17 protein-coding genes are annotated in these 25,065 nt (G+C 49.1%); 10 read left to right on the top strand and 7 right to left on the bottom strand.

The genetic code is table 11. The features are described from left to right. Window positions 1-65 precede the first annotated feature (65 nt). On the top strand, window positions 66-2,894 hold the full coding sequence (locus DF182_RS20720; RefSeq protein ID WP_113617717.1) for an FAD-binding and (Fe-S)-binding domain-containing protein: 2,829 nt from the start codon (window positions 66-68) through the stop codon (window positions 2,892-2,894). Between the two features lie 157 nt (window positions 2,895-3,051). Here DF182_RS20720 and cas3 read toward each other — a convergent pair whose 3' ends face one another. Genes cas3 through cas6 form a run of 5 tightly spaced genes read right to left on the bottom strand, consistent with a single transcriptional unit; the run spans window position 3,052 to window position 9,815 of the window. Next, window positions 3,052-5,301: a CRISPR-associated helicase Cas3' gene (gene cas3, locus DF182_RS20715; RefSeq protein ID WP_113617716.1), complete on the bottom strand. Its 2,250-nt coding sequence runs from the start codon at window positions 5,299-5,301 to the stop codon at window positions 3,052-3,054. Then, entirely contained in the window at window positions 5,291-5,983 is a 693-nt protein-coding gene (locus DF182_RS20710) for a hypothetical protein (protein ID WP_113617715.1), read from the bottom strand. The genes cas3 and DF182_RS20710 overlap by 11 nt, the downstream gene beginning before the upstream one ends. After that, window positions 5,976-6,998 carry a type I-B CRISPR-associated protein Cas7/Cst2/DevR gene (gene cas7i, locus DF182_RS20705; protein WP_113617714.1) on the bottom strand — a complete coding sequence of 341 codons (1,023 nt, stop codon included), beginning with the start codon at window positions 6,996-6,998 and terminating at the stop codon, window positions 5,976-5,978. Before cas7i ends, DF182_RS20710 begins: the two co-directional genes overlap by 8 nt. 11 nt (window positions 6,999-7,009) lie before the next feature. Next, window positions 7,010-8,992 carry a hypothetical protein gene (locus DF182_RS20700; protein WP_113617713.1) on the bottom strand — a complete coding sequence of 661 codons (1,983 nt, stop codon included), beginning with the start codon at window positions 8,990-8,992 and terminating at the stop codon, window positions 7,010-7,012. A 22-nt stretch (window positions 8,993-9,014) separates the two neighbouring features. Then, window positions 9,015-9,815 (bottom strand): CRISPR-associated endoribonuclease Cas6, encoded by an 801-nt coding sequence (gene cas6 / locus DF182_RS20695; RefSeq protein ID WP_113617712.1) that lies wholly within the window; start codon window positions 9,813-9,815, stop codon window positions 9,015-9,017. A 129-nt stretch (window positions 9,816-9,944) separates the two neighbouring features. Here cas6 and DF182_RS32775 point away from each other — a divergent pair, with 129 nt between their 5' ends. Then, window positions 9,945-10,067, top strand: a complete 123-nt coding sequence (locus DF182_RS32775) for a hypothetical protein (RefSeq protein WP_262511103.1) — start codon at window positions 9,945-9,947, stop codon at window positions 10,065-10,067. A 209-nt stretch (window positions 10,068-10,276) separates the two neighbouring features. After that, window positions 10,277-11,236, top strand: coding sequence for a terpene synthase family protein (locus tag DF182_RS20690; RefSeq protein ID WP_113617711.1), 960 nt, complete (start codon window positions 10,277-10,279; stop codon window positions 11,234-11,236). Between the two features lie 47 nt (window positions 11,237-11,283). Here the strand turns inward: DF182_RS20690 and DF182_RS20685 are convergent, their stop codons facing one another. Continuing rightward, on the bottom strand, window positions 11,284-13,047 hold the full coding sequence (locus DF182_RS20685) for an ATP-binding response regulator (protein ID WP_161964196.1): 1,764 nt from the start codon (window positions 13,045-13,047) through the stop codon (window positions 11,284-11,286). 127 nt (window positions 13,048-13,174) lie between these two features. On the opposite strand from DF182_RS20685, the gene DF182_RS20680 reads away from it, so the two are divergent. The 3 genes from DF182_RS20680 to DF182_RS20670 are packed head-to-tail and all read left to right on the top strand — an operon-like array spanning window position 13,175 to window position 15,633. Continuing rightward, the gene (locus DF182_RS20680; RefSeq protein ID WP_113617709.1) at window positions 13,175-13,567 is read left to right on the top strand and encodes a hypothetical protein; all 393 of its coding nucleotides are present in this window, start codon (window positions 13,175-13,177) and stop codon (window positions 13,565-13,567) included. Between the two features lie 7 nt (window positions 13,568-13,574). Continuing rightward, window positions 13,575-14,330, top strand: coding sequence for an ABC transporter ATP-binding protein (locus DF182_RS20675; protein WP_113617708.1), 756 nt, complete (start codon window positions 13,575-13,577; stop codon window positions 14,328-14,330). Between the two features lie 7 nt (window positions 14,331-14,337). Continuing rightward, window positions 14,338-15,633, top strand: a complete 1,296-nt coding sequence (locus DF182_RS20670; protein WP_113617707.1) for a hypothetical protein — start codon at window positions 14,338-14,340, stop codon at window positions 15,631-15,633. Here the strand turns inward: DF182_RS20670 and DF182_RS20665 are convergent. Continuing rightward, complete coding sequence (locus DF182_RS20665) at window positions 15,582-18,647, bottom strand: endopygalactorunase (protein WP_211327173.1); 3,066 nt, start codon at window positions 18,645-18,647, stop codon at window positions 15,582-15,584. The genes DF182_RS20670 and DF182_RS20665 overlap by 52 nt on opposite strands. Before the next feature lie 140 nt (window positions 18,648-18,787). Between DF182_RS20665 and DF182_RS20660 the strand changes: the two genes are divergently transcribed. The 4 genes from DF182_RS20660 to DF182_RS20645 all read left to right on the top strand — a co-directional run bounded on the left by DF182_RS20660 (window position 18,788) and on the right by DF182_RS20645 (window position 25,062). Further along, window positions 18,788-19,129: a hypothetical protein gene (locus DF182_RS20660; RefSeq protein ID WP_113617706.1), complete on the top strand. Its 342-nt coding sequence runs from the start codon at window positions 18,788-18,790 to the stop codon at window positions 19,127-19,129. Window positions 19,130-19,320: 191 nt separating this feature from the next. Next, the gene (locus DF182_RS20655; RefSeq protein WP_113617705.1) at window positions 19,321-20,496 is read left to right on the top strand and encodes an efflux RND transporter periplasmic adaptor subunit; all 1,176 of its coding nucleotides are present in this window, start codon (window positions 19,321-19,323) and stop codon (window positions 20,494-20,496) included. 18 nt (window positions 20,497-20,514) lie between these two features. Beyond that, window positions 20,515-23,646 (top strand): efflux RND transporter permease subunit, encoded by a 3,132-nt coding sequence (locus DF182_RS20650; RefSeq protein WP_113617704.1) that lies wholly within the window; start codon window positions 20,515-20,517, stop codon window positions 23,644-23,646. A gap of 39 nt (window positions 23,647-23,685) precedes the next feature. Next, entirely contained in the window at window positions 23,686-25,062 is a 1,377-nt protein-coding gene (locus tag DF182_RS20645) for an efflux transporter outer membrane subunit (RefSeq protein WP_113617703.1), read from the top strand. The last annotated feature ends 3 nt before the right edge of the window (window positions 25,063-25,065 follow it).

The raw sequence follows: 25,065 nt of genomic DNA, 5'->3' as shown, positions 1-25,065 counted from the left end.
TAAAATTATATAACTTGCTTCCTGTAACAGTGAATTCAACCAGTCAAGGAATAAGGAAACTCGCCATGAACATAGCAAATGAACTGAAGAAGATCTTACCTGATAAACGTATCAAGTCCAGGTATATAGACGTAATATCTTTTGCGTCCGATGCAGGCTTTTACCACCTGGTACCTAAAGCCGTTGTACAGCCGGTGAGTGAACAAGAGATCATCGCCTTATTCCATTTTTCCCGGGAATACCGGATACCGCTCGTTTTCCGGACAGGAGGCACCAGCCTCTCCGGACAGTCTATCACCGACGGTATCCTTGTAGACCTGAGCCAGTACTGGAACAAAATACAGATAGAAGAAGACGGCAATACTGTGAGGGTACAACCCGGCATCACCGGTGCTATGGTCAATACCTACCTGAAAAAATACCGCCGCAAGATAGGACCCGATCCGTCCAGCATCAACTCTGCCATGATGGGCGGTATCCTCTCCAACAACTCCAGTGGTATGTGTTGCGGCGTAGCGCTCAACTCCTATCATACCACCCGTTATATCCGGTTCATAATGCCTGATGGCAATACTTTCAACACAGAGCATAAAAGCGACTATGCCCGTTTTGAAATGGAATGTGCGCCGCTGTTTGTGAGCCTCGCCAACTTCCGTGACCAGATCGCCGCCAATCCTGCTTTGCACGACAGGATACGGTATAAATACCAGACTAAAAATACAGTGGGTTATTCGCTGAATGCCTTCATCGACTATCACCATCCGCTGGATATCATGGCCCATCTGCTGATAGGAGCAGAAGGTACCCTTGCCTTCATCGCCGAGGCAGTAATGGACACCGTGCCGGACTACGCTTATAAATCCACCGCACTGCTCTACTTCCCTACTATCTACGCCGCCTGCCAGGCCATCGTGCCACTTACCAATGCAGGCGCTCTGATGGTGGAACTGATGGACCGTGCCTCCCTCCGCGCCGTAGAAGATATGGACGGTATGCCCGCCATCGTGAAAACCTTGCCGGAAACAGCCGCTGCGCTGCTGATAGAATTCCAGGAAGAAAGCCAGGCTGCTCTCGACGCCCGTGTCAACGGTTTCATGGCCGCCGCCTCTTCCCTCGATATGTCTGAACCACCGGTATTCACTACCGATCCGGCCGAACAAGCCTTCTTCTGGAAAATACGTAAAGGGCTGTTCCCCGCCGTAGGCGCCGTACGCGCCAGCGGCACCACCGTTATCCTCGAAGATATCGCCTTCCCTGTAGCCAAGCTGGGAGACGCCATCTCCGATATACAGCAACTGTTCGTTCAATACAAATACGACAACGCCATCATCTTCGGCCATGCTAAAGACGGTAACATACACTTTGTGGTGACCCAGTCTTTCAACACGCCCGATGAGATTACCCGTTACGACCTCTTCATGCAGGACGTAGTGGCCCTTGTGGTGAATAAATATGACGGCACCCTGAAAGCCGAACATGGCACCGGCCGCAACATGGCGCCCTTCGTGGAAACAGAATGGGGTGGAGAAGCCTACGAGATCATGAAAAGTATCAAAGAGGCCACAGATCCGCATAACCTGCTCAATCCCGGTGTTATCATCAACAGCGATGCCCGCGCACACCTGAAGAACCTGAAAGAGCTGCCTTCCGTGGAAGAAGAAGTGGACCGCTGTATCGAATGTGGCTATTGTGAACACAAATGCCCCAGTCGCGATATCACCACCACACCCCGCAGAAGGATCGTTATCAGAAGAGTACTCAAACAACTCGAAAACGCAGGCGACAAAGAACACTATAAATTATTGCTCGACCAATACCAGTACGATGGCATGGAAACCTGTGCAGTAGATGGCCTTTGCGCCACCGCCTGCCCTGTGGATATCAACACCGGAGACCTTATCAAAAGACTCCGCCGCGAAAACCACTCTCCCACGGCCAATAAAGTCGCACTGTATGTAGCCAAAAATTTCAAAACCACAGAATGGGCCGTCAGGACCGCTATTCAGGCTGGTACCGGTATCAATAAGCTCTTCGGCAAACATACTATGTCGCAGCTCACCAAAGGACTGCGGAAAATAGTGCCCGCCATGCCACTGTGGTCTGAGCAGCTGCAACAGGCTCCCAATCTGGATATCCTGAAATCAAAGCAAACAGCTGGCACCAGCGATAGCGCTACCATCGTTTATTTCCCGGCCTGTATCTCCCGTATGCTCGGCACCTACGAAGGGAAATCCAAAAACCTCATGGAAACCTTCATGAGCGTATGTCAGAAATCCGGTATCAGTGTAGTCGTGCCCGATAATCTCGGCGGCACCTGCTGCAGCCAGATCTTCTCTTCCAAAGGATATAAGGATGCTTACCAGCATACCGCTAACCATATCGTGGAAAAACTCTGGGGCGATACCCGCCAGGGCACGCTGCCAGTGGTGATAGATGTCAGCTCCTGCGCTTATACCCTGCATCATATCAGACCCACCCTCACTGCTGAGAACAAGGAAAAATTCGATCAACTTCGTATACTCGACAGCGTAGACTTCCTGCATGACTACGTACTGCCTAAAGTAACCGCTGTCCGCAAGAAAAAAAGCATCGCCCTGCATCCTGTATGTTCACTGGAAAAAATGAAGACCAGCCACAAGTTCCTTCGTGTGGCCAACCACTTCGCCGAAGAAGTAATTGTGCCTAAATACGCCGGTTGCTGCGGCATGGCCGGTGACCGTGGATTCCTGTTCCCGGAACTAACGGAATCGGCTACACGTCCGGAAGCTACAGAAATAAAAACAGAGGAACATGATGGTTATTATTCTTCCACCAAAACATGCGAAATAGCCATGTCTGCCGCTGTGAAGAAAAACTATGAATCTGTGCTGTATCTGGTAGATGAAGGGTTGTAACATATTAGCCAGGGGCTTAGGCCCCTGGCTAAAAATCCCTGTGGTACGAATAAAAGGGGGGACAGTAAAACAATACAAGTTTCAATTCCATGTGATACGATTATACCATTAGGTGTCTAATACTAACCTATAAACTTTCAATTCCACCATGGTCCGATTATGCTCCCCGCACCTTATACCCTACTCCCTCCACATACTCCAGGTCCGGTGCAATGATCACTGCAGTATCATCATGCATCACCTGCTTTTTGGCTTCATAAAAATATACTGACACCAATAACTGATTGGCTTCTACAAACCGTTTCTCCAGGCGTTTCTGATTGAATAATTCCAGCAGGTTTCCGCAAAGCACCTCTATCTTTTGATGGCCGTTTTGAATAAATGATTTGATCCAGTCGTAGTGATGGCCGGCCACCCATTGAGTTTCAAAGTCACGGATAACGGTGCTGTTCAGTCCCTGTTCAAAATCGGCTTGTTGTATGGGGTTGTAGCCATTGCTGTATACGGTGTTACATACTTCTACCAGGTCCTCTTCTGACAACTCCTGTGTATCCAGGTTGTACAAGGTTTTCCAGGCATCTGCTAATACGGTGCTATCGTAGAACGGTGTTTTACGAATGGAATGTTCGTAGAGATAAACGGGTACTGTGCGGTGTTTCAGCCGCGTCATATAATCAATGGGATGGATTGTTTTCTCACCTTCCCGGTTGGCACGACCCAGGCGTTGTATCAGATCTTCGGCGGGTGCGTTTTCTGTGAAGAGGATATCGTAATCCAGCTGCAGGCTGACTTCCACGGCCTGTGTCGCAATCAGCAGCCTTGGTCTTTGGGCCGGATCAGGATGGCTGATCTTTTTTTCGCTGTCTATCCTGTCCGCTTCATGCAGGCCACCATGAAGCATTTGAACAGTGGCAATATCACTGAATACTTCATAGAGATCCTGTGCAGCCTTTACAGTATTAAGGATCAATAGCACGGTATGACTGCGCAGATATTCCCTGATTAGTGGAATATCGCTGAGGATGGTCGTTCCGGGCCTGCAATAGAGCTGATGCCGTTTTCTGTTCAGTATCTGCCGGTCTGATTCAAAAGCAGGGTCTGGCCGAACAATACAGTCTTCGTTTCCATCAAACAATTCCTTCACCATAAAATTCATCATAAAAGCAGGAATAGTGGCAGACATAAAGAGAAACCGGGCATTAAACACACGCCTGAAAAGCTTAACGGTGGCTATCATCAGCCCCATCGTCAAAGCATCATAGGTGTGAAATTCATCTATCACAAAAAGAGCATTCCGATAGTCGATCAGGGCAAACTCCCATCCTTTATCTTTAAATGCGGTCATCAGTAATTGATGCAGGGTAGCCACTTTCACAGGATAAAACAATTCTGCAGACAAAGTGCTGGCTGACCATGCAGCCTGGCGACGGTCTGCCCCGTTTTCTGTTTCCAGTTGTTCATAGTAAAAGCTATAGGTGCGGGAGTGTAATACGGTCACCTTCTCTTTCCCGAAAACACGCTGCCATTGCAGTGCCGCAGCGTTGCAGCTGGCAGTGGTAGGCAACAGATTAAACACGCGGGCATGTGTTGTTTGATTAGCATATACCCAGCTCTGCGCTGCCACAGTTTTACCGGAGGCAGTAGGCGCATGTACGATAGCATCTGTGAAGGTGTTTTGCAAACGCTGTTGAAACTGCCGGAAAGGAAAATACACGCCATTGCGCTGAGGCTGAAAATCCTGTATTCGTATAGGCGTATAAGTGGGTATATGTTCCTCCAGTCTTGCAGAGCCGATATGATCTGCTGCCATCAGCAGCGCACGCATCATCGACATTTGCCGGCGCATCTTCAGGTCTGGCACGGCATTCGGCTGATCGTTAAACTGTAACGTCCTACGCATCTCTCTCGGGATCACCAGACTAATCTCCGCTGTTTTGATCTCCATTGGCAGCTCCATCAGCTCCAGCCATTGTTTCAGCACATCGGCGGTGAGTATTTCCGCATTACTGTGATAATGGTATTGCATGTCTCTTTTGAGCTGATCAATATTGAGTGCGGAAGAGATATTTATTTTTTGATGCGGGATGACGGATTTATGATGTGTAGCGATAGCAAACCTTTCATCCAGCGGCAATTGCAGGAAGTTTTCACAGAACCACAGAGAGATGATCTCATGACGGAAAGGCAAACGCGTGACAAAGCTGTTTCGGAAAGCAAGGTGTATTTTACCCAGATCGTGCAACACACAGCAGTTATCCAGTTTAGGCGCCAACCAGTTCCTTTCTTCAGGTGTAAGTGGCAGGCGGACCAGCAGGTTGGCGCCTGCGGTCCGTACGCGATGGGTATGCTCCTGTAAAGTAGTCCCATCCTCTTTGGCAATAAATTGCCGGTAGAAATCAGCGTTCATGTTTAAACGGATGCAGATAAAAACAAAATGGCTCCTGTTGTCCTTCCTGCGCTATTTCATATAAGTCTGGCATACTCACCGGGGAGAGGCTGTCCCATGGTATGGCGATGAATATGCCGCTGTGGGTGGCTGTTCTGCCAGCACCGATCCCGTCATTTTCCTGGTAGGCTTCCGCCATTTGTACCAGCTGGCCTCCTGCCTGTATTTGTGGTCCGAAAGGCAGCATACAGCCGGATACGGTCCCTTGGGCTACTTTGCTGGCCACCACCGTCTTCACAGATGTTACCCTCAGGATGTCCTGGGAACGGCCCAGGGAAGGCGTTCCGGCGGGATACAGAAAATAGTCTGCCCATTCCGGCCGGTTCAGCCACAGCCTGAGCCGGGGCTGCACATGAAACTCCCGCAGGTGAACATCGGTGCCTTTCTGATGTGGTTTCAGCTGCCGGCCGTCAAATGCAAGGCGCTGGCGTGTTTCCATATCCTTAGCAGTATGGTCGAAGCGGTAGTAACAACCTATAGCCACCTCTCCTGCTTCCACCAGCCGGCCCAGGCAACAGCCTATCAGCCCCAGCAACAAAGAATAGGATGGCGCCGGCAGACAGACAGCATTGCCAGACACCACGAATGGCATCCGTGGTGTGGCCGTCCAGCCGGCAAACTCCACCTCCAGCAGATTAATCATTATGCAGATGTTTGACGGTAAACTGATGTACCACACCCAATGGCGAGTCTACCACAAAACCATCACCCAGGTTTTTTATTTTTTCTTCGTCCTGTAAGTAACCGGCCCGAATGCCAACATATACAGGAGTCGATAACTTATGCCGATAATCTCTTGCTATTTCTCTCAATGCATCCAGATTGATACCCGGCCGTTCACCACTACCGGTGAAAATATTGTTGAATACCGGGTTGGCAGATTCCATACCGGCAAGGATCAGCACTTTAGGTGATACATCGGCACCAAAAGCAGCCTGCTTGGCGCCACCACGCATATACCCCAGCCCTTTCAGTAATCCCGCAGCCCTGGCCTTTCTGGTAAGGGCAGCATCTTTCAGCTCATACCGCTTAAACTTGCCATGCAGGGTTGTTTCCCGGAAACTACTCTTATATTTTTCCAATAATGCTGCAGATAATTCCTGCCGGCTACCCATATTATCGTAAACGCCTAAACGATAGTATTCGAGGTTAAAAAAACCTTCCAGATGGGTGGAATAGAATTTTGTAGCATAAGGCAAAGGTGTTCCATCCTTCAGGTGTACAAAAGCTTCGTCTGTACTTAAAGTACGCATATTGCGAAGGCCTTTGAGAACAGAAGATTTAAAGGGAGATGTCCGTTGCAGTGTTTCTTCTTTTCCTTTTCCGCTTCTCATATAACCAAACAGATCATCTTCCGGAAAATCTATAGGATTAAGTTCAGTAGCGATTTTATTGGTACTGCCCTTTTCAGATTCCTTGATACCACGCAGCTCACTGGGAGACCAGTTATTTTCTTCGTTGGTGGTATCACGCAACCAGCGGCGCCAGGCCTGGGCAGACACATAAGGCACTTCTTCCGAGCGATTATTTACTTTTTCCCAGAATGTTTTGGGTATGACTTTGTTCTTATCTTCTCCGTTGCTTAAGCCGGCTCCGTTCAAAAAGGCGGCTGTGGCGTCTATCAGTAATGCGCCGGTAATGTTGTTTAATATTGCCATCGTGTAATGGATTAAAGAATGGGAGTTGCAGGTTGATGTTCCAGTGTATGTTTGTATAATTTAAGCAGACTTAACTTCAGGGCCATTCCGGTAAACAGTAATGCCAAATCTCCATTGGGGTTGTACAATATGCTGTCAGACCAGCTTTGCGAATGCCCCTTTTCCTTGAGATAATTGTTGGTGTTGTCCAGGATTTCCCTGAACCGGTATAAAAAAAGTCCGGATTCCTGTGGGATACTGTTGACCATCCGGAAGAATTTTCCGTAAGGAGGCACTCCTGTTTCCCGGTGACGATAAGCATCATAATAATACGCCTGGTAATCAGCAGCTAGTGCGCGGATATCCCTGAACCATTGTTGTACAGCAGTGGCAGGCTCCCATTCTGCCGGTTGTTCCGGCGCCCTGACAGTATACTGCTGTTGTTCCGGCTGACTGAAGAAGACTCTTAACAGCTCATTCAGTCCGGCTCTTCTGAACGCATATTTTTTGGGGTCCATTAAAGCGTGGAATATCGTTTCCAGTTCCACGCCGGGCCGATCATAGGCACGACACAGCATTTCTGTATATACCACTTGTAAATACCGCTGCGGGTCAGTGAGATCAGCCGTAATTTTCCAGGATAGTTCATCCTGTTGTATGAGGGCTATCATCCATTCACAGACTTGTTTTACCGGTGATGTGGTTGCTGTGGCTGACGGCATCACTGTTTCAGAAACATTCCGCTGATAATAAAAATGGATGCAGCGGTACAACTGATAACTACCGCTTCTGACAGGCAGATGCTGACTGTCGAGTATATGCAGATGATGGGCCAGGCTCCAGCGGCCATCCCTGGCTGCTTTCACCAGCACCGCCTGCAGATCTGCACGATAGTCTTTTTCCTGCCAGGCAGCGGTGCTGCGCAGGTAGCTGTCAAATGAAATGCTTTTGTATTCCCGGATCAGGGTAGCTATATAACGGGCATATGGCAGCAGCGCATCATTGCCGGTGATGCGCATATACGTTTCAAAGAAGCGCACCGATACTCCTTTATGCACCACTTTCTTGAATTTATTGGGATACAGCAGGTTCCACTCCTGATTGCCCTCCAGCGCGTCGAGGAATTTATGGCTGATAGCTTCTGTACGCAGGATGTTTTCCAGTTCTTTCCTGATATCTGTGTCATTCAGCCAGTATAGCTTACGCAGCAGGCTGCAGGGGATACGGTCTATATCGCAGGCGGCGCCGGTACCGGAGTTGGTAAAACTCCACAGGTTCAGGTCTGCATATACATCGGAGACATCCTCTTTTTCAGACAGGATCTTCAGCGCAATCAACAGATAGTGTCCTTTGGAAAAGGACTGGTTAGTTATCTGCGAGGCCACAGAAGTACTTTCAATGGACCTCAGCAGGATGTTATAGTTCTCCTGCACATAAGTGCGTGCAAAATAAAAGTCGGAAGAGTCTACCAAAAATATTCCTCCTCTGTATAACAGTGAGGAAAGCGGCAGAAACTGCAGCAGCACAATACATACCGGATGTATGGCCGGCATGAACTTGGCCTGGGGCAAAGCCTGTGCGTCCGATCCTATGCTGCCGATCAGTGGCACCCATACCCTGTTGATGGATAAGTCTCTTTTTTCTATCTCCCTACCGGAAAGGCCTATACGTAGCAGTGCATCCCGGTAAACCGTTTCAAAAGAACGGTTGAACCGAAGCCCCGATAGTTCGCATACCTTGTCACCTTCCAGCTCTATTGTGTTGATGATCTCCCGGAACAAAGCATTGTATACCACGCCTCCATCTTCGTAATACAGTGGGCCGTTGATGGTAAACAGCATGGAATAGTTCTTCAGCCGACTGTTTACCTGCCAGAGTTTTTTTTCCTGGCAGAGTTGCAACAGCAGTTCGGGGGTAATGTCCGTTACGGCAGAAAGCTGGGCCATGGCTTCGATGGTCATCAAAGATGCATTGAGCATGGCATTCCCGGTATAGGTCTGGAATATTTGTTTCATGTCGAAAGACATTTTTTCGGCATCACACTATCTGGAGACTGCCCATACCTGAGCTGTTATACACGCCGGCTCCTGCATCCGCCAGGAGCCTCAGCGCCTGCCCGGCAGCCTTGACTTTGAGCCGGAAGTTGGTATAACCGCGGATTTTGGTCTCCTGTGGTGTATCTGCCTTGATGGTGATCAAACGGGATTTAGGAGGATTATCCATCATCACCACTTCCACGCTGACAGGTCCAAATACGCTATCAGCCTGTTCTTCACCATATAGGGTGATAAATTTCTCCCGCCAGTTGTATACCAGTTGTTTTACAAAATCGGGATGGTGTGGCGACAGAAAGTCGTAATACCCCCGGTCATTTTTAGTGCCGCATACCAACGGAGAAAATGGTTGCAGCAATACTTCCCGGATTTCGCTATCCGGGATGTCATCCAGTTGTGAAGGCACCACCTGTACCGCAGCTACGTTAAATACGCCTTTGCTGCGCCGGTCGCCAATCTCGAAGATCTCATTCAGAAACAGTCCCCGGATAAAATTCTCTGCTGCCTGCGGCAGATGAAAAGAGATCGTAAAAACCGCCTCCCTGGATAAAAGGCGAAACCTGTCGCCCTCTATCCGGAAAGCCGTCCTGATCTCTGAAAAAGAAAACAGTTTGAATACTTTGAGGGAACCCGGCCGGGAATAGCCCTTCTCATGCAGAAAAGCGGCGTATTCTTCATCAGCCTGATGTAATATTTTAAAAATCACTGCCGATAAGGCATAGGGGTAGTTAATGGGAATGACTGTTTCCTGGTGTACTGCCAATAGTTTGATTCTAAAACGCATGTTTACAAATGAATAATGCTTGCTGCCATGACAGCAAATACGATTAAACAATTAGTTCACGCTCTACCAACTACGTTTCCCCTCATTAAGTACTATCTGTCAGCAAAAAAAATTTAGTGATACAATACAATGACCCTCAGAAAGAACGGTCATTTACCCCCTCTGACGGGCATATATTACCACTTGCAAACCACTATCCCGACCGATGCCGGTTCCTTTGCCGCAGCCACCAGCGGCCTCTTCCAGCCTTAAAAAACAGCAACGGAATAACTGCGGCTATTTTGCGGCGCAATCTTAATTTTAGGTGCGCCCGTTTTGCCCTGCCAACTATCCCGGCTTTTAATTTAACTGCCAACGTGTGAGCTTATTGATCCGTGAAGACTATTTACTACCGGTACAGGAACCAAGCACCTAACGTACGCACCTATCCCCGCATTTATAACAATTAAATATTCAGTTTTATGGAAACAACAACACTTCCAGGGCTCTACTGCCCTTTCCCGGGAAAACTCAATCCATTGGTAACAAAAGCTGACAGGCATACCGTTGCCTGGGTCCGGAAATTCGGGCTGGACAATGGCTCCGGTCAATGGCATCTTTACCAGGAACAAAAATTTACCTGGATGGTGGCGCGTATGTTCCCCAATGCCGACCTCTTCCGTCTTTGTATTGCAGCCGATTTTAACACCCTGCTCTTTTTGTGGGATGATGAAATAGACCGTATCACACTCAACGACCCTGGTACCAGTTTCGCAACACTGGCCGCCAGTATGATCGGTATCCTCAAAGGAAAATATGTGGCCACTCCTCACCAGGACCCGCCACTGTTACTGGCCATGCAGGACATCTGGCTGCGGATGCAGCAGATAGGCCCCGTAACCTGGCAGGAGCGCTTTACCACCAGCCTCCAGGCCGCTTTTATGTCCAACAGCTGGCGTATGCAAAATGTCACGGCCACCGGCGGCATCTCCCTGGAAGATTATATGCTGCACCGTCCGGGCATCGGCGGAGCCAACTTCTTCCTCGACCTGGCAGAAATTATGGAAAACGTACACCTGCCATCCGCCTGGTACCACGATCCCCTCATCAAAGAACTGGGCCTGCTCTGCAGCCGCACCATCTGCTGGGCCAACGACCTCTTCTCCTATACAAAGGAACTGGAGCAGGGCGACGAACTCAACCTCGTGATGATGATCAAAAACAAAAAACAGCTGGCACTGGAAAACGCTGTCCACGAAGCCGCTGCCATTCACGACAACGAAGTGAAACAGTTTCTGCAAACAGCGGAAATGCTGCTATCACTCAGCTCCCGGCATGATGCCGCGCTGCTGGACCGTTATATACTGATGCTGGAACATATGATGGAGGGAAATATCTCCTGGAGTACCAGGGATACCAGCCGTTATGGCATGTTGGTATAACAAACAGTAAATCATGAATAACGAATTGCGGGCGAAGCTGCGAATTCTCACTTCGCATTTTTGTTCGCAATTCGTGATTCGTATTTTATCATGAGGTCGTTCAGGGCTTTCAGGTCAATGGGTTTGGTCATGAAACCATTGGCACCTGCTTTCAGTAAATCACCAATGGAAGTTTCGGCGGCATCGCCGGAAACCGCGATAACAATGGCATTGCGGACCACCGGCATACTTTGCAGAACAGCCAGCGTATCCTTTCCATCCATGTCCGGCATATGGGAGTCAAGAAAAATAATGTCCGGATGCATACTGTCCGCCAGTTTCACGCCTTCCTCCCCGCTCAGCGCCGACACTACTTCACACTCCATTCGTTCCAGAAACCGGGACAATATCATGTTGCTCATTTCATTATCATCTATCACCAGCGCTTTCACCCCTTTGAAAGAACGGATGGTGAGCTGTTTCGATACAGACGCCTCCGCCACCTTTTCTTCTGCGGCCACCAGCGGTAATGTCAAGGTAAATACAGACCCTTCCCCTTCCTTGCTGGCTACAGACACCGTGCCTCCCATCAGTTCCGCAAAACGCTGTACAATAGGCAGTCCCAGCCCGGTGCCACCAAAAGCATGCTGCTCAGACACATACGGCGAAAAAATAGTAGAGAGCCTTTCTTCCGGGATACCGGCCCCACTGTCTTTTACATGCAGCTGCCAGTTAGGCAACGCCTGGTTGATCTGCACGGTTACCGTACTGCCCGCATGTGTAAACTTAATCGCGTTAAACAACAGGTTATTGAGTACCTGCGTCAATTTAATTTTATCTCCTTCAATCAATGCGGGCATCCCCTGCTCAATCTCCAGCGCAATCTGCACATCCCGCACATTAGCGATATACTGATAAATATTCGTGGTTTCCGCAGCCCATTCCCGCAAATTAAAAGTACTGGTTTCGAGTTGAGGAGTAACGCCTTCCTCTAACCGGTGATGTTCAAGATTATTGTTGAGAATCTGCAACACATTATGGGAGGCGGAATATAGATGCTCCACAGAGGATTTTAATTCGGGATATTTATCACTCTGCTGCACCTTCATCAGCAGGTCCTGCGTGATACCGTATACTGCGTTAAAAGGATTCCTCATCTCATGAGAGGTTTCCATCGCCTGACGACGGCTGTCTTTGTCTGCTTTTTCCAGGGCTGCCGCTTTCCTTTGCAATAAAACATTTTTTCGCCGCAGCCCGCGCACATAGATGTAGATAGTGATCACGTCCAGCACCAGGATGGCAGGAATAGATACCCAGCGGATCAGGAACTGATCGGAAAGAGACAGGTCCAGCGGCGGTATAACGTTGTAATAATAATTGAGTTCACAGAGTACCAGACATATTACAGAGATGGCAATACTGACGGATATCAGCAGTGGTTTGCCCTGAAAAACAGTCAGAGCGGCGCCTACGAGGAAAAAGAACAGCAAATGAACTTCCGCCACCATCCCCATCAGTATGCTGAAATAAACGATGGAAGTATTATGAAGCAAGGCGGTGAGGATAGCTGCTGTATTATGCAGCCGGAAGTGGTTAAACAATAGCACCACCACAAACAACAGGGCTTCAGCGTAGGCGGGGAGTAATATCCGGATGTTGCCGGTAAGATAATAAATCGCAGTGCCAAAAATCAGACATAATACGATGGAAGCCAGACTAAGTGTATTGATGATGCTGACTCGTTTCTTCTCTTCTCCTTCCAGTTGAGCAGTCCCCGTATGTATAATTTCCTGTACCAGAAGCACAGGATGGAATAATCTAGAATAGGTCATTGGGATATCGGTTTGCTGAGAAAACATTCTCCACTGAAAACATCACATCCTTATTTTTTACGAAATTAAACACAAATCGTCGTATAAAAATAAAATGTATTTTTGTAATATATTTTTAACTTAATTCATGAAGAAAGGATTGTTTTATGCCCTGCTGCTGGCGGCCTCCCCGCTTGCAGCCAGATGCCAGACTTATAAGGCCCCAACCAATCAGAACCAATATTATCTTGCTACGATCAAAGGGCTCAGTTATACCTACCATAATGGCGTTGTTACTGTAAAAAACAACGGTCTCTACAATATTGCTATCCTGCGTATCGCCGCTGTTTCCTCAGAAGATAAGGAACTCTATGGTGTAGCGCTGTTTGAAGAAGGGCTTGACAAAGGACAAACCCTGAAGACAAACGTGTACTTCACCCGCGGCCTTGATAACGACCAGGAAGTTCCCCTGAAAGATATCAACGAAAAAAATCTCGTCTTCTCTATCGATAAAGCAACAAGAGCAGGCGGGGCTAAATAAGCTGCCTATGATCACATTAAAAGGTATCTCGAAAAGTTTCCAGCGTAAACTGGTACTGGACGACATCCATCTCACAGTTCAACCCCATGACATCTGTTGTCTGCTAGGCAAAAACGGTGCCGGTAAAAGCACCCTTATCAACATCATTGCCCGCCTTATATCCCAGGACAAAGGCGAAGTATTGATTAAAGGCCAGGTATTTGACAACAACAAAATTCTTATCAAGGAAAAAATCGGCCTCGTCAGTCAGTTCGACTATCTGATAGAGCAGCTCACCGGCTACCAGTACCTGGAATTCAGCGGGCTGCTCTACAAAATGGCTCCCGCCGATATTAAGGAACGCATCAACAGCCTGTCCCTTTTCTTCTTTGAAAACACTACCGACATCCATCAACTTATCAAGGGTTATTCTTCCGGCATGCGCATGAAGCTCAACATCATGGCAGCCCTTCTCCACAAACCTGACATTTTGTTGCTCGATGAACCCTTTGCCAACCTCGACCCCGTGACCTGTCACAAGCTGGCTGGCTTCCTGCAAGAATTTGCGGCCGCTCCCGGCAAACTGGTACTCATCTCCTCTCATGATCTGTTGTATGTGGATAAAATTGCTACCCGTCTCTGTGTGCTGCACGACAAAAAAGTAGCGTTTGATGGTGATAAGGAAAGCTTTACCAATGGCGGTGCCAAAGACCTCGACAAACAACTGCTTGAACTGATCAATCCAGCCGGTATCAACACCGCTTCGCTCAACTGGTTAACCTGAACTCCATATGAGACTGTTACTTTATCTGCTGAAAGCCCATTGGGGCAACTTTATCCGTGAATGCGACAAAGCCACAACCCTCGTTGTACGCCTGGTGATACTACTGGCGGCCGGATTAAACACTGTTATCATCAGCCTGATGCTTGCGAATTTCAATCAGACCAAACTGACCTGGTTTACCCTGGTGATATTTGCATTCGCTCCTGGTTATCTTTTTTTTCCTGTCTACCAGCCCAAGGTAAACTTATTCCGCCCTGCTGATCCGGTGAGTTTTACGCAGCGGGCCTGTATAGCAGCCGGCTACCACCTTGTATCACCGTTTTATGTACTGATAACCTTCTGCCTGTTGCTCATCCCGGTGATAAACCAGCAATTCACCTTATTAAATGCACTCAACACTATCGGAGTACTGGCTGCATCGGGTGTTTTCTGCCTCTTGCTACAAACGGCCTTCTACACCCGTAAACATATTGGCATTGCTTTTATCATCTTTATACTAGCTGGTATACTTATCGTGTATACCTTTCCGTTATCCCCCCTTTTATTGCCATTGTCTTTAGTGATATGGATTGCCTGGCAAAACAAGGTAAAAGAAGAACCCGCTGACACAGGAAGTAAACTATACAAAACTTCCGGCACAGCCAGTGTTTACAGCTATGTGATCAGGATTTACTGCAAAACCAGACCCATCATCATTCCGTTGATCGCGGGACTGGTATTTAAGACATCGATTCTGGTGATAGCGATGACCAAACAGCATAAACATAAAGAACTTAGGCCGGGCAATGGTTACATTGTCTATATGTTGTTCAGTAGTCTGATGGTCTTCACGTATGTGCATAACAATGTCTGGGGACATATTTATCGTACTTATCAACATTTGCTGATGACCAGAAATTCCCGGTTGATGTTCAGGATATATCTGTCGCTGCTGATTATTCCGATCTGTATTGATTTAATCGTATCTGTTCCTTTGTTTCTGACATTATCGACAAGCCTTGTTCAGTTCCGGGACATGATCATCTTTTATTTCATTACGCTGGGATGGATGACGATACTGGGGTTTCATGCGTCCAACGACAAACCGGAGGAAGTTACACAGGCTATTAATTTCAAAACCCTGCGGACCAATACACCACTGGGATTTAATCTGCTGAGCATGGCCCTTAGTGTGGCGATGGCCTTTGTAACCCTTTATGGATACAGCTTGTACGTATTTCCGGCAGCGGCCCTTATCTGCGCCTATGTTTACTACCGGCTGCTTACTGCCCCCATTGCCGGCGATTTGCCCCATTCGTCCTGATAACAGACAATGTTTTTCAGCTGAATGCCGAAAGACCTGTTTTGTCCGATGATTGATAAAGCATCCGCAGCTTTTACCACTTTGATATTGGAAATGCCGGCACTTTTTACATCATCGAAATATAATACAAAACGGCTGTCTCGTTTTTCGTAGCGGAAGGAACTTTCCTGAATGCTAAGTCCTTCCACATGACGGGCCCATAGCCCGTAAGCCGGCTGCACTTTCAGATTACCGACATTGTATTGGCCAACACCCAGCTCCGGTGGTCGCTGACTGGTGTCGGATAAGGGATTGCCGCCCTTGTCGGTAATATGTACATCCTGAAATATCACGTTTCTGATATACCCGGTATGCCGTCCATCAGGCAGGGCAAAGTTCAGCCCTCCCTCCACGGCTGCCGGTTCCGGTAGTTGATACCCCGCTATAATGGATGTGGCGCGCTTCTGCGAACCATCAAAAGGCTTCCAGCGAACATCTCCTCCAAAGGAGCTGCCACTGTACACTTCCGCGATATCAATACCATTGATCAGAATGTTTTCTACCTGACCGATGTTCACATTCTGCACCAGCAGCTCTGTTCTTTTATGGCCTTCTTCTGTAAACGTGTATTTACCTACTGTAGCTCCGATGATACGTCCTCTGTTGGAGATGGAGATAAAGAAAGGAGCAGTAGTACGGAACATTTTGGAACGTTGATTTACCGGACCGGTATGACCACAGTTGAGATGGATATCCTTTACATGTGCACCATCATTGGTGGAGATGGAGAAACCCGCTTTGTTGGCGCCCAGCACATAGATATTGTCCACACAGACATCCATGATATCGTCGGCCGTTTCTGAACCAATCTGAAACAGGTTGCAGTTGGTATCACCAATCACATTACGCACGCGATAATGGCGTGCAGGACGTGTAAAACCCAGTGCACAATCAGATCCCGGTTTGATGATATCATCGGAACTGACCCTGGAATAGATATTACGGACCGTCACCTGGTTACAGGCCATAAAGTCGTAGATATCGCGGACATTGCTCTGATTGTTTTTGCCGAAGTAGGTATCGTGCACAAAGATGGTGTCTGTACCGGTGGCCAGCAGTACGAAGTGGCCGGCACGATCTATCTGCAGCATATTACTATCATCTGTTATTTTCGATCCGTTTTTACCGGCGTAGTAGGGTGCATCTTTTTCCGGATCATACCACAGATCATTATCACGGGCGATACCGCCGATTTCCACATTGGTACACAACTTCAGTGAAAACATTTTATCGGCGCGTTTATCGGGCGGATTGTTCATGACCTTGTCGCTGGTCACCAGATTACCATTGCCGGTGATGAGGCCATTACCGATGATCCTGATGTTGTCCAGCCTTTCCCCGAAGAACATCGCATTATGAAAATAATGATGCCCTACATCCTGTTTGGTGAGATAGTTTTCGGGATCGAGATAAGGCCCCGGATCTGTTGGTGAAAGGCCGGCACGGTAGGCCTTATCAGAAAACCAGGTGGCTTCCGGTGCATCAGCCCCTTTAATGGCGCGGACAACAGCGCCTTTGTCCACATACAGGTACACGTTACTTTGCAGGTGTACTGTGCGTACGTTGTAGATGCCTTTGCCAAAGAATAAGGTACCACCGCCGATATCGTGCAGATAACGGATGGCAGCGTTGATCCGGTCAGTATGGTCTGTTTCCTCATCACCATGGATACCAAAATATTGTACATCCAGCTTGCCGCTGTAACAGGCAGCAATATTGGAAAAACCTTCTTTGGTGGAAAGCCTGAACTGGTACAATTTGTTGGGCTGCAGTCCTGTTACGATGGCAGTGCCGCTGGCGGCATCTATACGGGCATTGGCCCGTATCCAGGTTTTACCGCTGTCCGATGATTGCAGCAACTGTACGTTACCAGCAGTGGAGGTCCAGCGGAACCGGGCCTGGGTAGCCTTTTCCAGAGCATGAAAAGGTTTATCGTTTACAATGATCCGTTCAAAGTCAGCGATGCCAGACACTACATTCAGCAGGGTTGTTTCTGTGCCGGCGCCGGAGCTGGTCAGCACAGCAGGTGCTGCTGTTGTATACATAGCTTTAAAGGGATACTGCCCTGTTGCTGTCAGAACTACATTACGGACTTTCAGAACCAGATCGGGGCCGTTGGCCGGGCGCAGATCCAGGTGACGGAAGATGACAACACTGCCTCCGTCGGCCGCAGACTGAATATCCACGCTTCCTACTTTGGAATAGGAATAGCGGGTGCCGGTGCGTCCAATGGATTGCTTGTCCAGGTCCTTCAGCAACACATCTCCCCTGCCGATCACGTTGACAGTTGTATTATCCGGTGTTATCCGGATACCGGCGGGAAAATAAATCATGATGGTAGCATCCGGTGTTCTTTGTCCGGCGGTGTATTGAAGGATCAGGTCTTTGCTGGTTCCTGCGCTGATTGCAGGTTGTAGTAACTGCAGCTGCCCTGTCAGCGCCTTATTTTCCGGCCACAACTGGTAAATCGTACTCCCCTGGGCGTTAGTGACGGTGAGGCGGTCACCCGCAGTAATAATGCCGGCGGTTTTCAAGACTCCATCGGCTGTGTTTATCTGGTAGCTGATATTTCCAGGGCTGGCCGATTGTACTTCTGCCAGCAGATCAGCCACTGTAGGACGGATAAGCACCAGTCCCTCGTCTTCCGGGCTATCGACGGTGAAAGACTGGGTAATGCCGTTCACCACCCGGATAGTATCGCCGCTGATGCGGGCGATATGAGGAGATACAGGGGCTGCTATCAGCCGGGGGCCCGGGCTTGTTGATGAAGAAGAAGCCCAGGCATTTATAGGAGATACAGTGGCTGCTATCAGCCTGAGTTCGGGGCGGATTGATGAAGAAGATACTTGCGCATCCATGGGAGATACAGTACCGGAGCCGGAGCGTTGTCTTTTACAAGCCCGAGAAGCCAACGCATCCATGGAAGCAGCTACCATCAACATACCTGTCAATATCAGTGTACACCTGTTTTTCATAACAAAAGGGAATCTTTCATCAAAATACGCAATCGATTGAAATTTTCATATTTACTATTGAAAAACCACGGAATAACAAGGCTGTCAATGTATTTATCACTATTCAGATTTGCTTCAGTTTTCTCCGCTACCTTTACACCGTGCCCAACAAGCTGACCAACATATTAAACATAACGTTTATCGTCATCATTTTCTTTGCCCTCCAGGGAAGGGCGATAGAGCGTTATGCCACCTGGTTCAGCAAAAAAACGGCCATTACCACCTCCCAGCAGGTAGATACCAAAATAAAATCGGTGTATTACCGCTGTAAACTGCAGTGTTTCTCCGAGAAGATAGTTCCACTGGCACTGCCACCGGAGGCCGCAGCCGTTCCGGCACTACACACCACACCTCGTGAAAAAAAGACCGGCGCCATCACCGTGGTCTGTTACCCGATGCCCGGCCTCCTGCTCCTTCCCCTGCGGGCACCTCCCATCGCATAAAACAGCGCTTCCGCTCATCAGACACTAGTTTTCTCTTCTGCAGAAAAAAACAGCATACCGCTTTCCTGCCGGTATGATGAACATATTGTATTGCGCTGTGTATTTACTGTTAGCCTGTCGTAGCAACATGGTTTCAGACCTGTAGCGCGGCATACCGATCCAATCACTATCTGTTCATTCAATACATGCATATGTACGTATCACACCGTGACTACTCTCCGGCATTGATATTCAGCCTGGCCTTACTGTTGACCGCCTGTTCGGGCAACCCTTCCAAAAAGGGCCGTAGCCGCGACAATCAGGCAAAAGTATATGCCAACATCACCCTTCGCCCCATTACCGCTATTATCAACACAGATTTCCCGGCTACGATCCAGGGACAACAAAACATAGAAATACGGCCTAAAATAGACGGCTATATGCAGGACATGTATGTAGACGAAGGCGCTGAAGTAAAAAAAGGACAGCTGCTCTTCCGCATCAATGCACCACAATACGAACAAAATGTCCGTACGGCAGAAGCCAATATCAAAATAGCGGAAGCAGATGTCAACGCAGCCCAGATGGAAGTCAACAAGGTTAAACCACTGGTAGACCAGGATATCATCAGTCCATACGGCCTGGAATCCGCCCGCTACACCCTTGAAGCTAAAAAGGCCGCCCTCGCACAAGCAAAGGCCAATCTGGTCAATGCCCGGGTGAACCTCAGCTACACCACCATCTACAGTCCCGCTGACGGCGTCATCGGAGCGGTGCCGTTTAAAATAGGCAGTCTCGTGAGCAGCACCACCGCACAGCCACTCACCACCGTATCCAACATCACAAAAATTTACGCTTACTTCTCCATCAACGAAAAAGAGTCGCTCAACTTTTTTGCTCATGCCAAAGGCAATACTGTACAGGAAAAACTGAAGACATTGCCGCCGGTAAAACTGTTACTCCCTAATGGCGCCACCTTCGCGCAGTCGGGTGATATAGAAACCATCGGCGGACTCGTGAATCAGCAAACCGGTTCCGTCACCCTGCGTGCCACCTTCTCCAATCCCGGCGGACTGCTACGCAGTGGCAACAGTGCTATCGTCAGGATGCCTTACACCCGCGACAGTGCCCTGCTGATACCACAAAGCGCCACCTATCAGGTACAAGGTAAACTCTTTATATACGTAGTAGACCATTCCGCCCATGATACGCTCAAAGCCAAATCCGTTCCGGTGAGCGTGAATGCCGGCACTTCGGGCAACAACTACGTAGTGGAAGACGGGCTTAAAACCGGCGACCAGATACTGGTAGAAGGTACTATCAGTCTGCGCGATGGTATGCCCATCAAAACAAGAAGTGTTAGCGCAGATAGTGTGTACAGGCAATAATTATTTAAATCAGGATTTATGCTAAAGCGATTTATAAAACGTCCTGTTCTGTCAACGGTCATCTCCATCATCATCGTTACCCTGGGAATACTGGGTATTGCAGCACTCCCGGTGTCACAATATCCGGAAATAGCACCGCCAACAATTCAGGTGTCTGCCAACTATACCGGCGCCAATGCGGATGTAGTACTTAAAAGTGTAGTAACACCACTCGAACAGATGATCAATGGCGTGCAGGACATGGACTATATGACCTCCACCTCCGGCAACGACGGCTCCGCCTCCATACAGGTGGTGTTTAAAACCGGTACCAATCCGGATATCGATGCCGTGAACACCCAAAACCTCGTGAGCCGTGCTACCAGCCAGCTCCCACAGGAAGTAGTACGTTCAGGCATTACCGTTAGAAAGCGGCAGCCCAGCGACCTGCTGGTTTTTTCTATTTACAGTGACAATCCGGTTTACGACCAGACTTTCCTGCAAAACTATGCGGACATCAACCTGGTACCGGAAATAAAACGTATCTCCGGGGTAGGCGACGCCATCGCTGCCGGTACCATGGACTATGCCATGCGTATCTGGCTGAGGCCCGACGTGATGGCCTCCTACGGCCTCGTGCCCTCAGATATCACCACCGCCCTCGCAGAACAGAACCTGCAGGCCGCCCCCGGCCAGTTTGGCGAACAGGGCAAACAATCCTTCCAGTATATCATCAAATACAAAGGCACACTGGCGGATACCACCGAATTCGGGAATATCATCATCCGCTCGGTAGGCACCAAAGAACATGTACTGCGGCTGAAAGATGTAGCCCGCCTGGAACTGGGCGCACAAAGTTATGCTACCGGCACCCGCACCAACGGCCTCCCTGCTGTTTCCATCACCGTCATGCAGGCCGCAGGCTCCAATGCCAGTGATATCATCAATCAGACACTGGCGGTGGTAAAAAATGCAGCCAAATCCTTCCCGCCCGGTGTGAAATATGTAGTGCTCTCCAACGCCAATGATTTTCTGAATGCCTCTATCGACAAGGTATTGCATACCCTCGTGGAAGCTTTTGTTCTGGTGTTTTTTGTGGTGTTTGTATTTTTACAGGACCTCCGGTCTACGCTTATTCCCGCCATCGCAGTGCCTGTGGCTATTGTAGGCACCTTCTTCTTCCTCAACCTATTTGGATTTACCATCAACCTGCTGACACTCTTCGCCCTGATACTGGCTATCGGAATTGTAGTGGATGATGCCATCGTGGTAGTGGAAGCGGTACACGCCAAAATAGACCAGGGTTATACTTCTGCCCGCAAAGCCAGTATCGACGCCATGGACGAGATATCCGGCGCTATTATCTCCATCACACTGGTGATGGCGGCCGTATTTGTGCCGGTGAGTTTTATCAGTGGTTCTGCCGGCGTGTTTTACAAACAGTTTGGTCTCACACTAGCCATCGCTATTATCCTTTCTGCTGTCAACGCGCTGACGCTCAGCCCTGCGTTGTGCGCCCTCTTTCTGAAGCCACATGCTAAAACACAGCACCACAGCTGGCTGCAACGCTTTTATACTGCGTTCAACACTTCGTTTGATACTATGACACGCCGGTACCGGTCGTCTGTAGCATTCCTCGCCCACAAAAAATGGATACCGCTCCTGATACTCCTGTTTTTCACTGCGGCGCTGGGTATACTACTGAAGACCACTTCCACCGCCTTTGTCCCTAATGAAGACCTGGGCGTGATCACCGCCGATGTGACCCTGCCAGCAGCAGCATCGCTCGAACGTACTGCTGCCGTAAACCGGCAACTGGAAAATATCGCCAAAACCATCCCTGAAATCAATAATGTAGTAGCTATCACCGGTTCGGGCGCCACCGGCGGTTCCGGCAGCAACTACGGAAAAGTGAGCATGCGGCTGGTACTATGGAACCAGCGTAAACGCAGCATACAGGCCATCATCGATGAGCTGTTCAAAAAAACAGCCGGCATTACCGAAGCCAAAATCAATTTCTTCGCCCCACCCACGATCCAGGGCTTTGGGTCTGTAGGCGGTTTTTCTATGCAGTTGCAGGATAAAACCGGCGGCAATATCGTAGAGTTCAACAAAGTATGTACTGACTTCCTCAACGCGCTCAATGCGAGGCCGGAGATACAGTTTGCCTCCACGCCTTTTGATCCGGGATATCCGCAGTATATGTTCAACGTGGATGTGGCCAAGGCTAAAGATGCGGGGTTTCAGGTAGATCAGATCCTGAATGTGATGCAGGGCTATTTTGGTGGTATCTATGCGTCCAACTTCAATCAGTTCGGGCAGCAGTTCAGGGTGATGATACAGGCGGAGCCCAGCTATCGTGCCAAGCCCGAAAACCTGAACTCCGTGTATGTACGGAGTACTACGGGCACCATGGCGCCTATCACCGCTTTTGCCACGCTGCAGCCTACCTACGGCCCACAGACTATTTCGCGGTTTAATCTTTTTACCTCTATCGCGATCAGCGGTACCCCCAAGCCAGGATACAGTTCGGGCAGCGCTATCACCGCTATCCGTGAAGTGGCGGCACAGGTGCTGCCTCCCGGCTATGGGTATGAGTTCTCGGGGCTGTCAAGGCAGGAAATATCCGCCGGTGGACAAACAGGTTTCATCTTTCTGCTTTGTCTCATCTTCGTATACTTTCTTTTATGTGCTCAATATGAGAGTTATATACTGCCGTTTGCTATCCTGCTAACCCTGCCGATAGGGCTGGCAGGCGCTTTTATCGTTACCGGCATACTGGGCATCAACAATAATATCTACGTACAGATCACCCTCATTATGCTCATTGGCCTGCTGGCCAAAAACGCCATTCTCATTGTGGAGTTTGCACTGGAAAGGCGCCGGCGGGGCATGGACATTCTGCAGGCAGCCCTGGAAGGCGCCAACGCCAGGTTAAGGCCCATCCTGATGACTTCTTTCGCTTTCATCCTTGGACTGGTGCCATTGATGATTGCTACCGGCGCAGGCGCCAATGGCAACCGTTCCATCGGTAGCGGCGCCGTTGGTGGTATGTTGATCGGTACAATATTCGGCGTGTTCATCACTCCTATTCTCTTTATCCTTTTTCAAACATTACAGGAAAAAGTCAGCGGGCCACCTAAAGCAGATGATGATGATGATGACGAGTAATACCGCTGATTTTCAACAACAGAATTAAATGCTTACAGCATGAATCACAAATTGAATTTCTATATGTGTTTACTGATGGCCCTGATGCTGATCACGGCCTGCTCAGTCACACATCCTTATAAAGTACCCGATGCCAATACCAATGGTTTATTCCGCAACCAGCAGCTAACGGACACGGCTACACTGGCCACACTACACTGGCGGGAAATATTCACTGACACCCTGCTTCAAAAGCTTATCAGCACCGGTATTCAACAAAACCTGGACCTGAAAACAGCTTATGCCAGGATCACACAGGCCGAAGCTACTTATGAACAAAGCCGGCAGGCGTATTTTCCCACGCTCGGCGCCAGCGCGTCTGTCAGCGGTAACAAAACCACCAGCGGCAGTAGCAGTAACAGTCACCCTTATCAACTGGGGCTTAACACCTCGTGGGAAGCGGATATCTGGGGCCAGCTACGGAGCAGTCAACGGGCCAACCTCGCCAACCTCTTACAGGGACAGGCAGCAGCAAGAGCCGTACAAACCAATCTGGTAGCCAATATCGCCAATTTTTACTATCAGCTGCTGGCGCTGGACCAGCAGCTGGTCATTACCCAACAAACCGTAGAAAGCTGGAAAGCCACCGTTAATGTGATGAAAGCACTGAAAGCTTCCAATATTGTTACAGGTGCCGCGGTTGTACAAAGTGCCGCCAGCCAGTACGCAGCAGCCGTGGCCACACACGATCTGCGTCTGCGTATCAGGGAGACAGAAAATGCACTCAGCATCCTGCTGGGACAGGCACCCGATACGATCCCCCGGAACAAACTGGCAGACCAGCATCCTATTACTTTGCTGAAAACAGGTGTACCTTCCCAGCTGCTGGCCAACCGGCCAGATGTACAGGCAGCTGAATATAACTTCCGGTATTTTTTTGAACTCACTAATGTGGCACGGACCTACTTCTATCCCACCCTCACCATCACTGCCTCCGGCGGACTGGCAGGGGCTTCGTTAGGACAGCTATTTAAACCAGGATCCCTGGTGGGTAATATCGTAGCGGGTTTGGCACAGCCTATCTACAACCAGGGCATCAATCGTGCCCGGCTGAAAAGTGCACAGGCACAACAACAACAGGCGTTGTACAGTTTCCAGAGCATTCTGCTCACGGCAGGCCAGGAAGTATCGGATGCCCTGTTCTCCTATCAAACGGCCGTTGACAAAACAGGCGACCGCGATAACCAGCTGGATAATCTGGAGAAGTCAGTATCTTACACACAGCAGCTGGTAAGATACAGCTCCGCCAATTATACGGAAGTACTAAACGCGCAACAAAGCCTGCTGACCGCACAACTGGGACAGGTTAACGACCGGCTGCAACAGCTGCAGGCCATCGTAAACCTCTACCGCGCCCTGGGTGGCGGCTGGCAGTAATCT

Source organism: Chitinophaga flava (assembly GCF_003308995.1).
GTDB classification, from domain to species: domain Bacteria; phylum Bacteroidota; class Bacteroidia; order Chitinophagales; family Chitinophagaceae; genus Chitinophaga; species Chitinophaga flava.
The sequence above is the reverse complement of the archived record's forward strand: the minus strand, read 5'-3'. Positions and strand labels throughout refer to the sequence as shown.

Excerpts from the sequence above, each read along its gene's own strand:
- DF182_RS20720 (WP_113617717.1), top strand. The coding sequence starts at position 66 with ATGAACATAGCAAATGAACTGAAGAAGATCTTACCTGATAAACGTATC.
- cas3 (WP_113617716.1), bottom strand. The coding sequence starts at position 5,301 with ATGAACGCTGATTTCTACCGGCAATTTATTGCCAAAGAGGATGGGACT.
- DF182_RS20710 (WP_113617715.1), bottom strand. The coding sequence starts at position 5,983 with ATGATTAATCTGCTGGAGGTGGAGTTTGCCGGCTGGACGGCCACACCA.
- cas7i (WP_113617714.1), bottom strand. The coding sequence starts at position 6,998 with ATGGCAATATTAAACAACATTACCGGCGCATTACTGATAGACGCCACA.
- DF182_RS20700 (WP_113617713.1), bottom strand. The coding sequence starts at position 8,992 with ATGAAACAAATATTCCAGACCTATACCGGGAATGCCATGCTCAATGCA.
- cas6 (WP_113617712.1), bottom strand. The coding sequence starts at position 9,815 with ATGCGTTTTAGAATCAAACTATTGGCAGTACACCAGGAAACAGTCATT.
- DF182_RS32775 (WP_262511103.1), top strand. The coding sequence starts at position 9,945 with ATGACCCTCAGAAAGAACGGTCATTTACCCCCTCTGACGGGCATATAT.
- DF182_RS20690 (WP_113617711.1), top strand. The coding sequence starts at position 10,277 with ATGGAAACAACAACACTTCCAGGGCTCTACTGCCCTTTCCCGGGAAAA.
- DF182_RS20685 (WP_161964196.1), bottom strand. The coding sequence starts at position 13,047 with ATGACCTATTCTAGATTATTCCATCCTGTGCTTCTGGTACAGGAAATT.
- DF182_RS20680 (WP_113617709.1), top strand. The coding sequence starts at position 13,175 with ATGAAGAAAGGATTGTTTTATGCCCTGCTGCTGGCGGCCTCCCCGCTT.
- DF182_RS20675 (WP_113617708.1), top strand. The coding sequence starts at position 13,575 with ATGATCACATTAAAAGGTATCTCGAAAAGTTTCCAGCGTAAACTGGTA.
- DF182_RS20670 (WP_113617707.1), top strand. The coding sequence starts at position 14,338 with ATGAGACTGTTACTTTATCTGCTGAAAGCCCATTGGGGCAACTTTATC.
- DF182_RS20665 (WP_211327173.1), bottom strand. The coding sequence starts at position 18,647 with ATGAAAAACAGGTGTACACTGATATTGACAGGTATGTTGATGGTAGCT.
- DF182_RS20655 (WP_113617705.1), top strand. The coding sequence starts at position 19,321 with ATGTACGTATCACACCGTGACTACTCTCCGGCATTGATATTCAGCCTG.
- DF182_RS20650 (WP_113617704.1), top strand. The coding sequence starts at position 20,515 with ATGCTAAAGCGATTTATAAAACGTCCTGTTCTGTCAACGGTCATCTCC.
- DF182_RS20645 (WP_113617703.1), top strand. The coding sequence starts at position 23,686 with ATGAATCACAAATTGAATTTCTATATGTGTTTACTGATGGCCCTGATG.